We start from the raw sequence: 13,609 nt of genomic DNA, 5'->3' as shown, positions 1-13,609 counted from the left end.
ATGACACAGCGTAAAGGCATCATCCTCGCCGGCGGCTCCGGAACCCGGCTGTATCCGATCACCAAGGGCGTCAGCAAGCAGCTGCTGCCGGTGTACGACAAGCCGATGATCTATTACCCGCTCAGCGTGTTGATGCTGGCGGGGATCCGCGAGGTGCTGATCGTCAACACCCCGCACGAACAGGCGCTGTTCCAGCAGTTGCTGGGCGACGGCTCGCAGTGGGGCATGGACATCCAGTATGCGGTGCAGCCGAGCCCCGATGGCCTGGCCCAGGCCTATCTGATCGGCCGCGATTTCGTGGCCGGCAAGCCGAGTTGCCTGGTGCTGGGTGACAACATCTTCCATGGACACGGTTTGAGTGACATGCTCCGTCGCGCCGATGAGCGCGATCAGGGGGCGACCGTATTCGGCTACTGGGTCAATGATCCGGAACGTTATGGCGTGGCCGAGTTCGACAGTAGCGGCAAGGTCATCGACTTGGTCGAAAAGCCGGCGAATCCGCGTTCGAACTATGCAGTGACGGGCCTGTACTTCTACGACGGCAATGCCAGCGATTACGCTGCCGAGCTGACGCCGTCGCCGCGGGGCGAGTTGGAGATCACCGATCTCAACAAGCGTTACCTTGATGAGCACAGCCTGCATTTGGAGGCGCTGGGGCGAGGCTATGCGTGGCTGGACACCGGTACACACCAATCGCTTCTGGAAGCGTCGAATTTCATCGAGACCATCCAGACCCGCCAGGGCCTGCAGGTCTGCTGCCCGGAGGAGATCGCCTTCGGCAAGGGCTGGATCAGCGCCGCGCAGCTTGAAGCGCTGGCTGCGCCATTGGCCAAGAACGCCTACGGGCAATACCTGAAGAAGCTGCTGCAGCGGGGCCTCGTGCCGTGAAGGTGGTTGAGACAAGGCTGCAAGGTTGCAAGATCCTCGAGCCGGCGGTGTTTGGCGACGCGCGCGGGTACTTCTTTGAATCCTGGAATGCGGGCCGATTTGCCGAGCATGGCCTGCCGGCTGCATTCGTGCAGAGCAACATATCTTCCTCCTCCAGGGGCGTGCTGCGCGGGCTGCACTACCAATGGCCGCGTTCGCAGGGAAAGCTGGTGACCGTACTGGAGGGTGAGGTTTACGACGTGGCCGTGGACATTCGCCGCGGTTCGCCCACGTTCGGCCAGTGGGAAGCGCTGGTGCTGAGCGCGGAGAACCGCAGGCAGTTCTGGATTCCGGAGGGCTTCGCACATGGTTTCGCGGTGCTCTCCGAGACCGCGCTGTTCCATTACCTGTGCACCGATGTCTACGTGAAGGAAGCCGACGCCGCGGTGCGTTGGAACGACGCTGACATCGCCGTGGACTGGCCGGTCAGTGCACCGACCCTGTCTGCCAAGGACGAGAACGCGCCTTTCCTGAAGGACATCGATGAAGACCGCCTGCCGGTCTACAGTCCGTGACCATTCTGCTGTTCGGCGCCAACGGCCAAGTCGGCCAGGAGCTGCTGCGCGCGCTGGCACCGCTCGGCAAGGTGATCGCGACCACCCGCAGCGGTGTCCTGCCCGATGGCAGCGCCTGCGAAACCGCTGATTTCGGCCAGCCCGTCAGTCTGCCGGCGCTGCTGGACCGTCTTCAGCCGTCGGTGGTGGTGAATGCTGCGGCCTATACCGCCGTTGATCGTGCCGAGCAGGACGTGGAAGCTGCGTTTGCGGCCAACGCGCAGGCGCCGGGCGTGATCGCATGCTGGTGTGCGGCGCATGGCGTGCCGTTCGTGCATTACTCCACCGATTATGTGTTCGATGGACAGGGTACTGCCCCGTACCGTGAGGACGAACCGACCGCGCCGCTGGGTGTCTACGGCACCAGCAAGCGTGATGGTGAGGACGCCGTACGGGCAGCGGCAGGACGTCACCTGATCTTCCGCACGGCATGGGTGTATGCCTCGCATGGTGCGAATTTCCTGCGCACCATGCTGCGTCTAGGCGCCGAGCGAGAGCAGCTGCGCGTGGTGGCTGACCAGGTGGGTACGCCGACGCCGGCGGCGCTGATCGCCGATGTCACCGCGCAGGCACTGCAGCACCCGGGGCAGTTGTCGGGCACCTGGCACCTGACCGCCAGTGGCCAGACCAGCTGGCATGGCTTTGCCGAGGCGATTTTTGCCGAGGCGCTGGCGACGGGCGTATTGCCGAAGGTGCCCGCCGTCGAGGCGATTCCCAGCTCCGAGTATCCGACGCCGGCCAAGCGTCCGACCTGGTCGGTGCTGGACAACCGTCGGTTGCAGCAGGATTTCGGCATCGTGCTGCCATCCTGGCAGGACGGGTTGAAGAGGGTAATGTCGGAGTTGATTCCGGCCAACGGCTGAGCCCGTGCTGTGCATGCAGGTTCGGAGATGTTGGAAGGCAAAATTCGCGCTTGGCCGGGCAGGTCAGGGCCGCTGTCCCCGTCGATCGGACGCTCCTCACCAAGCCAGCAAAAACAGCTGGAGCCATTCAGACTGCGGCTTTTTTGCTCCAGCCGAACAGGTCTGATTCTACGTTCCTCTGCGGGTGTTGGACGGCCGGCCCGGCCTGCGGGTACGTCTGGCCGGCAGGCCCGGCAGTGGCGCCAGCAGTGCCTGCACGTCTTCTTCGCTGAAGCGCGGCCCGGCGCTGCCACCGCCTTCGAGAATCGATTCGGCCAGCAGGGCCTTGCGCTCCTGCAGCTCGGCAATCCGCTCTTCGATGCTGCCTGCAGCGATCAACCGGTAGACGAACACCGGCTGCTGCTGGCCGATCCGGTGAGCGCGGTCACTGGCCTGGTTTTCGGCGGCGGGATTCCACCAGGGATCGAAATGGATGACGGTGTCGGCCGCGGTCAGGTTCAACCCCACGCCACCTGCCTTGAGGCTGATCAGGAACACCGGGATTTCACCCTGCATGAAACGCTGCACCGGCGTGGCCCGGTCCTGGGTATCACCGGTCAGGGTCACATAGGCCAGTCCCAGATCGTCCAGCGCCTGCGCGATCAGCGACAGCATGCCGGTGAACTGCGAGAACACCAGGATGCGACGACCTTCCTCGACCATCGGCGGCAGCATCTCGCGCAACAGATCCAGTTTGGCCGAGCCTGCAGCCCGTGCCGGTGCGTTGCCCGGCAGCAGGCGCGGATCGCAGCAGACCTGGCGCAGTTTCAGCAATGCATCCAGCACCACGATATGGCTGCGCGCCAGCCCGCTGCCGCTGATGGCCTCGCGCACCTGCTTTTCCATTGCCGCACGCACGGTTTCATAGAGATCACGCTGGCCGCCCTCCATTTCGACCGTACGGGTAATGAGGGTCTTGGGCGGAAGCTCCGACGCGACCTGGTCCTTGCGTCGGCGCAGGATGAACGGGCGCAACCGCTGCGCCAGCAGCTGGCCACGGCGATGGTCGCTGCCGCGTTCGATGGGGTGGCGCCAATGCTGGTTGAACTGCTTCTCGGTGCCGAGCAGGCCGGGCAGCAGGAAATCGAACTGCGTCCACAGTTCGCCCAGGTGGTTTTCCAGCGGCGTGCCGGTCAGACACAGGCGATGGCGGGCCTGCAACGTGCGCAGGGTGACGGCAGCGCGTGATTTCGGATTCTTCACCTGCTGGGCTTCATCCAGAATCAGCAGATGGTAGGCATAGGCCTGCAGCGCCTGCTCGTCGCGCCACAGCAGGGGGTACGTGGTCAGTACAAGATCGTGTTCGGGGATGGCCTCGAACAGCGCTTCACGTGCCGGTCCATGCAGGGTCAGCACACGCAGGGCAGGGGTGAAGCGTGCCGCTTCGCTCTGCCAGTTGTGCAGCAGCGAGGTCGGCACCACCAGCAGCGCCGGCTGGTCCAGGCGGCCACTTTCCTTCTCGACCAGCAGATGCGCCAGGGTCTGCAGAGTCTTGCCCAGCCCCATGTCATCGGCCAGTACGCCGCCCAAGCCCTGCTGGCGCAGGTACTGCAGCCACGACAGGCCCTCGAGCTGATAGGGGCGGAGCGTTGCCTCCAGCCCTGCCGGCGGCGGTACTTCGCTCGGTGCGGGTACCTGCATCAGCCGCTGCACGAGCGCCTGGGTATCCTTGCGGCCACGGAACTGCAGGCGCGCAGTGTCCTGCAGCGCCTGCAGGCGGCCACGGTCAAGCGCAGACAGGCGCAGCGGCGCGCCACGCTGGGCAAACAGGTCCGCCAACAGGGCCATGATCGGCTTGAGTCGTGCGGCCCGCAGTGCCAGGCGCGTGTTGTCGCCCGTCGTCAACAGGATGTTCTCGTCGTCGCCGATGTCATCCAGCTGGCCACGCATCCAGCGAGGGTCGGCCTGCAGCACCTGCTGCAGCAGCGGAACCATCGACACATCGCGGCCTTCCACCTGGATGTCCAGGCCCAGGTTGAACCAGCCCGCGTCTTCCGGGTCTGACTGGACGTCCAGGTCGATCTCCTCCACCCGGGTGATGCGATGGCGGAAATCCTCGTCCGCCTCCACCTTCCAGCCCAAGGCTTCCAGGCGCTGCACGTCGTCCAGCAGGAACCGTGTCCAGTCATGGGTACGCAGCTGGAACTGCGGGCCGGCGCCTTCCAGTGGCGCCCGCGGAGCCGTGTCGCGATGCAAGCCCACCGTGCGCAGCTCGGCCTCGCGCCGTGATTCCTCACCCAGGTCGCGGGGCAGCATTGCGAGCTGGCCCTCCGGATCGTGGGCGAACAGGCTCGGATCGTCCAGGAACCGCACGTGCTCGTCGTACTCGAAGGCCACGGTTGCGATATCGGCCCATTGCGAAGGGTCGCGGGGGCCGAGCCACGGCGGCCGAAATTTGATCGTATGCAGGCGCAGCACGGGGGTCATGGCGCTGATCTGCAGCGTAGGCAGTGTGTCGCCTGCACCGGGGCGCGGCAGCGCGGGGTCGATCTGTTGCAGCAGTTGCGCCACGATCGGTTCCTCATCGGGGAGCAGGTGGGGAAGGGCGAGGAACGCGTCCGCGTCCTCCGGCTTGACGTCCAGCAGGAGAAGGCCGACTTCACCGGAGACCGGATCCAGGTAACCGGCACTAGATCCCAGTACGAGGCCGTCCGCATCGCCTTCCACGCTCAGTGCCGGCGCCAGCAGCAACCTGCCGTGAGTCGTCTCTGCGCTCCACCCCAACGTACCGCGACGTGGTGCGCCGGGCCTGGCCGGCACGCGATCATGCATGCCACATGACACCCAGCCATGCCCGCTGGACACGATCGACTGCAGGATCGTGCCGACGTCGAACCACTCCGGCGGTTTTACCGACTGATGCAGGGCCCACAGCTGCGCCACCGCGGCCAGGTCGGCCTGCGTCAGGTAGGCGGGCGGTTCCAGCAACAGCTGAGGGGTGATGTCCTGCCACTTGTCGAACTCGATCGTATCGTCGAGGGCGTATTTGACGCGGCGGAGCAGGATGGAAGGCCGGTGATTGAACGTGGACAGCTCGAAGATGATGCCGTTTCTACGTGACCGGGGAGGCTGGGCTCTGACGGACTGCCAGCGTGACAGCTGTTCCAGCAGTTCGCGGCGTGGCGACTGGACCGGTTCGTGCTCCGACGCTGGATCGTCATCGCCCAGGTCTGCTGCGTCCAGCATGTGGGCGACCAGCACTGCCGCCACGTGCTTGCAGTGATGGCCGACAGGGCACGAGCATTCACTTTGCAGGCGGCTGCGAGGATGGCGCAGGCTGGCTTCCAGATCGATTTCCACCCGGTAGGGATATCTGGCCGAGCCTTTCACTTCGGCGATGAGCATTCCACTGGTCAGATGCATGTTGCGGACACCGGACAGGCAACGTTCGCTCTTTTCCAGTGTCCACGCGTCCATCCAGCGGAGCAGGTCTTCTTCGGTGTAGGTCTGGGCCATCAACGAGGGTGGGCCGGGCATGGGGCCGGCCATGGCAGGGGAACCGGGCATTCTACGGAACCCAGTGCGATGCCCGTGCAATGCTGCGGCGCATCCAGGCCCTTCGCCGCCCTCCAGCTAGAATGCGGTCATCCTCAACGTGCAGGGTAGTACAGCAATGCAGCAATCGACTTCCACCGGCAAGCGCAGCAAGCGCTTCGCCAGTGCGGCGGAGGCCCTGCAAGGGGTGGTCGCCGATGGCCAGACGCTGGCCGTGGGCGGCTTCGGCCTGTGTGGCATTCCCGAGGCATTGATCGCCGCGCTGCGCGACAGTGGTGCCAAGGGCCTGACCGTGATCTCCAACAATGCCGGCGTTGATGGTTTCGGCCTCGGCCAACTGCTGGAAACCCGGCAGATCAAGAAGATGATTTCGTCCTACGTGGGTGAGAACAAGGAGTTCGAGCGGCAGTTCCTGGCCGGCGAGCTCGAGCTGGAATTCAACCCGCAAGGCACCCTGGCCGAGCGCTTGCGTGCCGGCGGTGCGGGTATTCCGGCGTTCTTCACCGCCACCGGCTATGGCACGGTGGTGGCCGAAGGCAAGGAAACCCGCGAGTTCGACGGCAAGCACTACGTGATGGAAACCGCGCTGCGCGCCGACGTGGCGCTGGTCAAGGCGTGGAAGGCCGACGAGGCCGGCAACCTGGTGTTCCGCAAGACCGCTCGGAATTTCAACCCGACCTGTGCGATGGCCGGCAAGGTCTGCATCGCCGAGGTCGAGGAGATCGTGCCGGTTGGCGCCATCGATCCGGACCAGGTGCACCTGCCGGGCATCTACGTGCACCGCATCGTGCACAACGCGCATCCTGAAAAACGCATCGAACAGCGCACCATCCGCGCGGAGGGCAACTGACATGGCGTGGACCCGTGACGAGATGGCGGCACGCGCCGCCCGCGAACTGACCGATGGTGCGTACGTGAACCTGGGCATCGGCCTGCCGACACTGGTCGCCAACCACATCCCTGAAGGCGTGGACGTGTGGCTGCAGTCGGAGAACGGCCTGCTCGGTATCGGCCCGTTCCCGACCGACGCGGAAGTGGACGCCGACCTGATCAATGCCGGCAAGCAGACCGTCACCGCGCGTGCCGGTGCCAGCTACTTCGGCAGCCACGACAGCTTCGCGATGATCCGCGGCGGCCACGTCAACCTGGCCATCCTCGGGGCCATGCAGGTCACCGACAAGGGCGACCTGGCCAACTGGATGGTGCCCGGCAAGATGGTCAAGGGCATGGGCGGCGCGATGGACCTGGTGGCCGGCGTGCAGCGCGTGGTGGTGCTGATGGAGCACACCGCCAAGAACGGCGAGCACAAGATCCTGGCCGAATGCACGCTGCCGCTGACCGGCGTCGGCGTGGTCGACCGCATCATCACCGACCTGGCCGTGTTTGACGTCACCGATGCTGGTCTGGTGCTGGTAGAAGCGGCGCCGGGTGTCAGCGATGACGAACTGAAGGAAAAAACGGGCGTGGCGTTCGCGCGCCGCTGACGTTCCGGGGCGGCCTTCGGTCGCCCCCCCTTTCCCTTGGGGCGCCCATGCTGTTCCCCCACGACCTTCCCGATGCCGACGTCCGCCACCTCCCGGCCTGGCTGTCTCCCGCCGAGGCCGATGCCTTGCAGCGCGATCTGCAAGCCGGCGTGCCGTGGGAGGTGCATCGCATCCGCATGTTCGGCAGCTGGGTGGATTCGCCACGGTTGAGCTGCTGGATAGGTGATCCGCAGGCGCGCTATCTCTACTCGGGGGCAGAATTCGTGCCGCACCCGTGGCCGCCGTCCCTGCAGGGCATGCGCGAGCGCCTGCAGGACGATGGCTTCGGCCGCTTCAACAGCGTGCTGCTGAACCGCTATCGCAGCGGCGGCGACTATATGGGCTGGCACAGCGATGACGAACCCGAACTGGGCCCGGCCCCGGTGATCGCCTCGCTGAGCCTGGGCGCGGCACGGCGTTTCCTGCTACGCCGGCGTGATGATCCGGCGCAGAAGACCGAGTACCTGCTCGGCCATGGCGACCTGCTGGTAATGGCCGGGCAGACCCAGCGTTATTACCAGCACGCGTTGCCGAAGATGGCGCGCGTGCAGGGCGAGCGGATCAACCTGACGTTCCGCTGGATTGCGCCGCGCTGATCGATCAGCGCGTGACGGTCGGCTGGTCGGCCTGCCCGCTCACCAGCGTCCAGCCCACCACGTCCTGCGCCAGCTGCTGCAGGCCACGTTCGAAGGCGGCGGTGACGGCCGGCACGTCGGTACTGCCGACCGGCTGTGCCTGGCGGAAGGTACGGTCGGCGACCACGCGCTGGTCGGCGACGTGGATCAGTTTGGCGTTGACCTCGATCACCACCGTCGGCGTGGCCTGGCCTTGGTAGTCCGACTCGAAGCGGCGCACGTCGGTGGACAGCTTGTAGTCGGCGCGGATGCCGGCGGTGCTGCGGGCGACGCCGTGGATGCGTCCGGAATCCTCGAAGCCGCGCAGCAGGGTGTCCTCGATCATGTCGGTGGCCGGCTGGGCCCAGCTGGCGCCCTTGTAGATCTCCAGCTGCGACGGCGTCGGCCGCACGTTGATGCGCGGGCTGTCGACCATGCGCGCGGCGCTGGGCTTGGCCAGCACCAGCTGCCAGCTGGCCTGCGGCCACGCCGGATCGGCCTTCACCTGCACGGCGGGCGAGTACAGCGTCACCGCGGTTTTCTCGCTGCTGCCAAGGATGGAGCAGCCGCCCAGTAGGGTGACCAGCGAAGCGGCCAGCAGCAGGCGCGAAAGGGGCATCGGGCTCATTTGGGTTCGAACTCCTTCGGTGCGTCGCGGCCCAGCAGGTAGCGCGCGGGGTTGTTCTCGAGGCGGTCGCTGACCCGGCGCAGGTCGCGGATCAGGCCGCGCAGTTCGGTCAGCGTCGGGCCCAGCTGGCCGAGGCCATCATTGGCGAAGCTGTTGATCGCGGCGCGGTTCTCGCCAAGGATCGAATCGGCGTTGCCGGCGGCCGAGTCGAGCTTGGCCAGGGTGCCGTCCAGCTTGTCGATGATGCCCGGCAGCTGCTGCACCAGGTTCCTGTCCAGGCGCTCGATGGTGCCGTTGGTGGTCTTCAGCGTGGTGTCCAGGCTGCGGGCGGCATCGCGCGCGCTGAGCAGCAGCGCCTGCGTGCCCTGGTCACGGTCGGCCAGGCCGCCGCTGATCGTTTCCAGGTTGGCCAGTGTGGCGTTGATCGAGGCCACGTTGCGATCGCTGAGGATCTGATCCATGCGCTCGACAATGCGATTGGCGACGTCGGTGATGTTCTGCAGGGCCGACGGCGTGGTCGGGATGATCGGCGCCGGATCCTTGTTGACCGTGGTCAGCGCCGGCGACTGCGGCGTGCCGCCGCTGAGCTGGATGATCGATGGGCCGGTCAGGCTGGTGATCGCCAGCTTGGCACGGGTATCGGTCTTGACCGGGGTGGTCGAGTTCAGGCGGATGCGTGCGACCACCTGGCGCGGGTCGTCCGGCACCAGGTTCAGTTCGATGATCGAACCGACCGCGATGCCGTTGTACTGCACCGGGCTGCCCACCGACAGGCCGGTCACGGCCTCGCGGAACACCACGCGGTATTCCTGCCAGGTGCGGTCGGAGGAGTACTTGGCCGCCCACAGGCCGAAGGCCAGCAGGGCCAGGCCGGTGATCAGGGTGAACGCGCCGATCAGCACGTAGTTGGCTTTGGTTTCCATGGCTCAGGCACTCTCGATCTGTTCGCCGCGCGCGGCACGCGCACGCGGTCCGTGGAAGTATTCCTGGATCCACGGATGATCCAGTTTCTCGATGTCCGGCAGTGGCGCGTTGGCCACCACTTTGCGGTCGGCGATCACCGCCACCCGGTCGCAGATGGCGTACAGCGTGTCCAGGTCGTGGGTGATCAGGAACACGGTCAGCCCAAGCGCCTCCTGCAGGGTCTTGATCAGGCGGTCGAACGCGGCCGCACCGATCGGGTCGAGGCCTGCGGTCGGTTCATCCAGGAACAGCAGCGGCGGGTCCAGCGCCAGCGCGCGGGCCAGGCCGGCGCGCTTGCGCATGCCGCCGGACAACTGCGATGGCAGCTTGTTGATCGCATCGGCGGGAAGGCCGGCCAGCTTCACCTTCAGCAGCGCCAGCTCGTAGTGCCAGCGCTCGGGCAATTCGCGGTGGTGTTCCTTCAAAGGCACCTGCACGTTCTCGCCCACGGTCAGTGAAGAGAACAGGGCGCCGTCCTGGAACAGCACGCCGGTATTGCGTTCGATGTGCAGGCGGCTCTCGGCGTCGTCGGCACGCGCATCGCGGCCCAGCACCTCGATCTGGCCGGCGTCGGGCGTGCGCAGGCCCAGGATCGAGCGCATCAGCACCGACTTGCCGGTGCCCGAGCCACCCACGACGCCCAGGATCTCGCCGCGGCGCACGTCCAGGTCCAGGTCTTCATGCACGGTCTGGCTGCCGAAGCGGTTGACCAGCCCACGCACGCGGATGGCCAGGTCGTGGCCGTCGCCGTCCTGCATGGGTATTTCTTCGGGAGTCGGATGCGTGCTCATGTCACCAGTCCATGTGCATGAACCACAACGCCGCGAAGGCGTCGATGATGATCACCAGCGAGATCGTCTGCACCACGCTGGAGGTGGTGCGTTCACCGACCGACTGCGCCGTGCCTTCCACCTTCAGCCCTTCCAGGCAGCCGATCAGGCCGATCACCAGCGCAAACACCGGCGCCTTCGACAGGCCGACCAGCATGTGCCGCACTTCCATCGTCTCGTGCATGCGCGCGATGTACATCTGCGGCGGGATGTCGAGGTCGAACGCGCCGACAGTGATGCCGCCGGCCAGGCCCGCGATCATCGCGATGAAGGTCAGCAGGGGCAGGGTGACCAGCAGCGCCAGCAGGCGTGGCAGCACCAGCAGGTCGATCGGATCCAGACCCAGCGTGCGCATCGCGTCGATTTCCTCGCGCGCCTTCATCGCGCCGATCTGCGCGGTGAACGCACTGGCGGTGCGGCCGGCCAGCACGATCGCGGTCAGCAGTACCGCGAACTCGCGCAGGAAGGCGATGTTGACCAGCTCGACCACGTAGATCTCGGCGCCGAAGTCGCGCAGGATCGTCGAGCCGAGGAAGGCGATCACCGCGCCGACCAGGTAGGACAGCAGCGCCACCAGCGGTACTGCGTCCAGCCCGACCTGCTCCATCTGGTGCACGGTGGCGGTCAGGCGGAAGCGACGGGGTTCCTTGACCAGGCGTGCTGCCTTGACCAGGTTCTCGCCGAGGAAACTGCACAGCGCCTTGATGTTGTGGCCAGTGGCATGGACGCTGACACCGAGCCGTTCCAGCGCCGCCAGCACGCCGAAATCGCGCTTGGGCCGGGGCCGGTCGTCGGCCACTTCCTCGATGGTGCAGACCAGCGCCTGGTGGTCCGGCCGGAACTGCAACGCGTCCTCGCCAAGGTCGGCGCGATGCGCTACGCGCAGTACCTGCAGCACGCCGGCCGAATCCATCTTCTCGATGCCGGTGGCGTCGATGCCGGTCAGCGTGTCGGGAACGCCGCGCAGGACTTCGGCCGCGGCCAGCGCGGTCTTCAAGGTCCAGGTGCCGGACAGGCGGATCAGGCCCGGGTCATGGGCATCCTGTTCGAGCTGGGGGGCGTGGTTCGGGGTCACTTGGGCCATTCGGGTCGCAGCATAACCGTTCTGTCTGGGGCATCGCGTCGAACCCGGATGAATTTATCCAGTGCGGCCCGGCAGTAGGTAATACTACGGCGCATGTCCGCAGACGCTCACACGATCCCCACGCCCCAGGCCACCTACGCGCAGCGCGTGGCCTTTGTTTCCGAGATCGCCGGACGCCTGCACAGCTACGGCACCACGGCCCAGCGCCTGGAAACGGCAGTGGTGGCACTGGCCCGCCAGCTCGATCTGGATTGTGAACCGTGGTCGAATCCCACCGGTATCATCCTCAGTTTCAGCGACCCGGCACAGGCGATCGGCTCCAGCGACATCACCCGCGTGATCCGCCTGGCACCCGGCGAGAACGACCTGCACAAGCTCAGCGTCGCCGACCATATCGCCGAGGAAGTGGCCAACGGGCGGATGAGCATTGCCCAGGGCCACACCGCGCTGCGCCAGCTGGACAAGGATCCGGGCCGGCGCGGCAAGCTGCGCACCATTCTTTCATTCACCCTCGGCGCGGCCGGCGTGGCTGGCATGTGGAAGCTGCCGTGGCTGGACATCGCCACCGCCGGTGTCATCGGGCTGATGATCGGCCTGCTCGGCATGGTCACCGACCGTCGCCCGGCCACCCGCGAAGCGGCCGAGGCGCTGGCGGCGCTGCTGGCCGGCATGGTCGCAACCCTGGTTGCGTCCTTCGTCGGCGCACTCAACCTCAACACGGTGATCATCGCCTCGCTGGTGGTGTTGCTGCCCGGCATGTCGCTTACCAATGCGGTCAATGAACTCGCCAGCCAGCATTGGGTCTCCGGTACTGCGCGCTTTGCCGGCGCGTTGACCACCATCATGAAGCTCAGCGTGGGCGCGATGATCGCGGTGACCCTGGCCGATGTACTCGGCCTGGACCCGGTGATCCGCGCCACGCGGCCGCAGGGGCCGTGGGTGGAGTGGGGTTCGCTGCTGACCGCGGCATTCGCCTTCGCGATGCTGTTCAAGGCCAACCGGCGCGATTACCCGTGGGTGATCGCAGCCTCGGTGGCGGGTTACGCGATCTCCAAGTTCGGCGGCCATGCCTGGGGCGCGCCGGCCGGCATCTTCCTGTCAGCGATGCTGCTGACCGCCGGTGGCAATCTGTTCGGCCGCCTCGTTGGCCGCCCAGGAGCGATCATCCGCCTGCCCGGCATCATCATGATGGTGCCCGGCAGCACCAGCCTGCGCGGCGTGCTGACCCTGGTCCAGCAGCAGGACGTTGGCGCGGGCCAAAGCGTGTTCCTCACCGTGCTCAACGTGGTGATGGCGCTGGTGGCCGGCCTGCTGTTCGGCAACCTGCTGATGCCGGCGCGCAAAACCCTGTAGGTGTGGACCGTTGGCCCGCACACCGAAGAATGAAAAACGCCGGCTTCCGCCGGCGTTTTTCATTGCATCCCGATCCGGCCTCAGGCCTTCTTGATCAGGAAATCTTCCGGCTTCTTGTTGCCCTTGGCGGTCAGCTCGGCCATCCAACGCGGCTGCTTGCCACGACCGGTCCAGGTTTCCTTGGGGTTGGCCGGGTTGCGGTACTTCGGGGCAACCTTGCCCAGCTTGCGGCCGGCGGTCTTGGACGGTGCCTTGGCTGCCGGGGCGGCTTTGCGCGCGCGCGGTGCCGGGGCGCCGCCGAACAGTTCTTCGATGGTGTAACCCTCGGTCTTGGCCAGCTTGGTCAGCTGGGCCCGGACCTTGGTGATTGGCCGGCGCTTGGCGACGATGGTCTGCTGCTTCTTGGCGGTACGGATCAGGGCGCCCAGCTCGCGTGCCGACAGGCCGGTCAGGTCAATGCTCATTTACGGTTACTCCGGAAACTAAAATGTGGACGGGACGAGCCAGTCCATGGCGTCGCGGGACAGAATAAAGATGAATTAATCACAGCACAAATGCAGGCGGGTCATGGCCTGGCAGCATCCCGGCTGCATTGCGTCGATTTTGACCGGATTATGTCCGCTGCAATATTGCTCAACTGGGCGACAGGCAAAAAAAAAGGTTCTTCTCCCATCTGAGGGGAGAGGCTCACGGCCGACCCGCTAGATTGTGGTTGTCGAGACTACAAACTGGGGCC

General features: G+C 66.0%; 13 protein-coding genes. 7 read left to right on the top strand and 6 right to left on the bottom strand.

What is annotated here, in order from left to right; genetic code table 11:
• Genes rfbA through rfbD form a run of 3 tightly spaced genes read left to right on the top strand, consistent with a single transcriptional unit; the run spans position 1 to position 2,344 of the window.
• Positions 1-888 (top strand): glucose-1-phosphate thymidylyltransferase RfbA, encoded by an 888-nt coding sequence (rfbA, locus tag O0K41_RS11075; protein ID WP_049449999.1) that lies wholly within the window; start codon positions 1-3, stop codon positions 886-888.
• Positions 885-1,442, top strand: coding sequence for a dTDP-4-dehydrorhamnose 3,5-epimerase (rfbC, locus tag O0K41_RS11070; RefSeq protein WP_049450000.1), 558 nt, complete (start codon positions 885-887; stop codon positions 1,440-1,442). Before rfbA ends, rfbC begins: the two co-directional genes overlap by 4 nt.
• Positions 1,439-2,344 carry a dTDP-4-dehydrorhamnose reductase gene (gene rfbD / locus O0K41_RS11065; protein ID WP_088436270.1) on the top strand — a complete coding sequence of 302 codons (906 nt, stop codon included), beginning with the start codon at positions 1,439-1,441 and terminating at the stop codon, positions 2,342-2,344. Before rfbC ends, rfbD begins: the two co-directional genes overlap by 4 nt.
• 168 nt (positions 2,345-2,512) lie before the next feature.
• Here rfbD and O0K41_RS11060 read toward each other — a convergent pair whose 3' ends face one another.
• Complete coding sequence (locus tag O0K41_RS11060; protein WP_088436269.1) at positions 2,513-5,839, bottom strand: DEAD/DEAH box helicase; 3,327 nt, start codon at positions 5,837-5,839, stop codon at positions 2,513-2,515.
• 157 nt (positions 5,840-5,996) lie between these two features.
• Here O0K41_RS11060 and O0K41_RS11055 point away from each other — a divergent pair, with 157 nt between their 5' ends.
• Genes O0K41_RS11055 through O0K41_RS11045 form a run of 3 tightly spaced genes read left to right on the top strand, consistent with a single transcriptional unit; the run spans position 5,997 to position 7,997 of the window.
• Entirely contained in the window at positions 5,997-6,728 is a 732-nt protein-coding gene (locus O0K41_RS11055) for a CoA transferase subunit A (RefSeq protein WP_088436268.1), read from the top strand.
• A gap of 1 nt (position 6,729) precedes the next feature.
• Positions 6,730-7,362, top strand: a complete 633-nt coding sequence (locus tag O0K41_RS11050; RefSeq protein WP_088436267.1) for a CoA transferase subunit B — start codon at positions 6,730-6,732, stop codon at positions 7,360-7,362.
• A gap of 47 nt (positions 7,363-7,409) precedes the next feature.
• Complete coding sequence (locus tag O0K41_RS11045; RefSeq protein WP_049450003.1) at positions 7,410-7,997, top strand: alpha-ketoglutarate-dependent dioxygenase AlkB; 588 nt, start codon at positions 7,410-7,412, stop codon at positions 7,995-7,997.
• A 4-nt stretch (positions 7,998-8,001) separates the two neighbouring features.
• Here O0K41_RS11045 and O0K41_RS11040 read toward each other — a convergent pair whose 3' ends face one another.
• The 4 genes from O0K41_RS11040 to O0K41_RS11025 are packed head-to-tail and all read right to left on the bottom strand — an operon-like array spanning position 8,002 to position 11,520.
• The gene (locus O0K41_RS11040) at positions 8,002-8,643 is read right to left on the bottom strand and encodes an ABC-type transport auxiliary lipoprotein family protein (RefSeq protein ID WP_049450004.1); all 642 of its coding nucleotides are present in this window, start codon (positions 8,641-8,643) and stop codon (positions 8,002-8,004) included.
• Positions 8,640-9,566 carry an MlaD family protein gene (locus O0K41_RS11035; RefSeq protein WP_005408000.1) on the bottom strand — a complete coding sequence of 309 codons (927 nt, stop codon included), beginning with the start codon at positions 9,564-9,566 and terminating at the stop codon, positions 8,640-8,642. Before O0K41_RS11035 ends, O0K41_RS11040 begins: the two co-directional genes overlap by 4 nt.
• A 3-nt stretch (positions 9,567-9,569) precedes the next feature.
• Complete coding sequence (locus tag O0K41_RS11030) at positions 9,570-10,397, bottom strand: ABC transporter ATP-binding protein (RefSeq protein WP_005408001.1); 828 nt, start codon at positions 10,395-10,397, stop codon at positions 9,570-9,572.
• A gap of 1 nt (position 10,398) precedes the next feature.
• The gene (locus O0K41_RS11025; RefSeq protein WP_005408002.1) at positions 10,399-11,520 is read right to left on the bottom strand and encodes an ABC transporter permease; all 1,122 of its coding nucleotides are present in this window, start codon (positions 11,518-11,520) and stop codon (positions 10,399-10,401) included.
• Positions 11,521-11,613: 93 nt separating this feature from the next.
• Here O0K41_RS11025 and O0K41_RS11020 point away from each other — a divergent pair, with 93 nt between their 5' ends.
• Positions 11,614-12,873 (top strand): threonine/serine exporter family protein, encoded by a 1,260-nt coding sequence (locus O0K41_RS11020; protein WP_005408003.1) that lies wholly within the window; start codon positions 11,614-11,616, stop codon positions 12,871-12,873.
• Between the two features lie 80 nt (positions 12,874-12,953).
• On the opposite strand, the gene O0K41_RS11015 is transcribed toward O0K41_RS11020, so the two are convergent.
• Positions 12,954-13,337, bottom strand: a complete 384-nt coding sequence (locus O0K41_RS11015; protein WP_005408004.1) for an H-NS histone family protein — start codon at positions 13,335-13,337, stop codon at positions 12,954-12,956.
• Positions 13,338-13,609: the final 272 nt, after the last annotated feature.

This window comes from Stenotrophomonas sp. Sm2128, assembly GCF_030985535.1.
Taxonomy (GTDB): domain Bacteria; phylum Pseudomonadota; class Gammaproteobacteria; order Xanthomonadales; family Xanthomonadaceae; genus Stenotrophomonas; species Stenotrophomonas maltophilia.
Note: the sequence above shows the minus strand (reverse complement) of the source record. Positions and strands in the feature narration are given on the sequence as shown.

What these genes read in the sequence shown, in the direction of transcription:
- O0K41_RS11045 (WP_049450003.1), top strand. Translation starts at nt 7,410, where the DNA reads ATGCTGTTCCCCCACGACCTTCCCGATGCCGACGTCCGCCACCTCCCG.
- O0K41_RS11055 (WP_088436268.1), top strand. Translation starts at nt 5,997, where the DNA reads ATGCAGCAATCGACTTCCACCGGCAAGCGCAGCAAGCGCTTCGCCAGT.
- O0K41_RS11060 (WP_088436269.1), bottom strand. Translation starts at nt 5,839, where the DNA reads ATGGCCCAGACCTACACCGAAGAAGACCTGCTCCGCTGGATGGACGCG.
- O0K41_RS11050 (WP_088436267.1), top strand. Translation starts at nt 6,730, where the DNA reads ATGGCGTGGACCCGTGACGAGATGGCGGCACGCGCCGCCCGCGAACTG.
- O0K41_RS11035 (WP_005408000.1), bottom strand. Translation starts at nt 9,566, where the DNA reads ATGGAAACCAAAGCCAACTACGTGCTGATCGGCGCGTTCACCCTGATC.
- O0K41_RS11025 (WP_005408002.1), bottom strand. Translation starts at nt 11,520, where the DNA reads ATGGCCCAAGTGACCCCGAACCACGCCCCCCAGCTCGAACAGGATGCC.
- O0K41_RS11020 (WP_005408003.1), top strand. Translation starts at nt 11,614, where the DNA reads ATGTCCGCAGACGCTCACACGATCCCCACGCCCCAGGCCACCTACGCG.
- O0K41_RS11040 (WP_049450004.1), bottom strand. Translation starts at nt 8,643, where the DNA reads ATGAGCCCGATGCCCCTTTCGCGCCTGCTGCTGGCCGCTTCGCTGGTC.
- O0K41_RS11030 (WP_005408001.1), bottom strand. Translation starts at nt 10,397, where the DNA reads ATGAGCACGCATCCGACTCCCGAAGAAATACCCATGCAGGACGGCGAC.
- O0K41_RS11015 (WP_005408004.1), bottom strand. Translation starts at nt 13,337, where the DNA reads ATGAGCATTGACCTGACCGGCCTGTCGGCACGCGAGCTGGGCGCCCTG.
- rfbA (WP_049449999.1), top strand. Translation starts at nt 1, where the DNA reads ATGACACAGCGTAAAGGCATCATCCTCGCCGGCGGCTCCGGAACCCGG.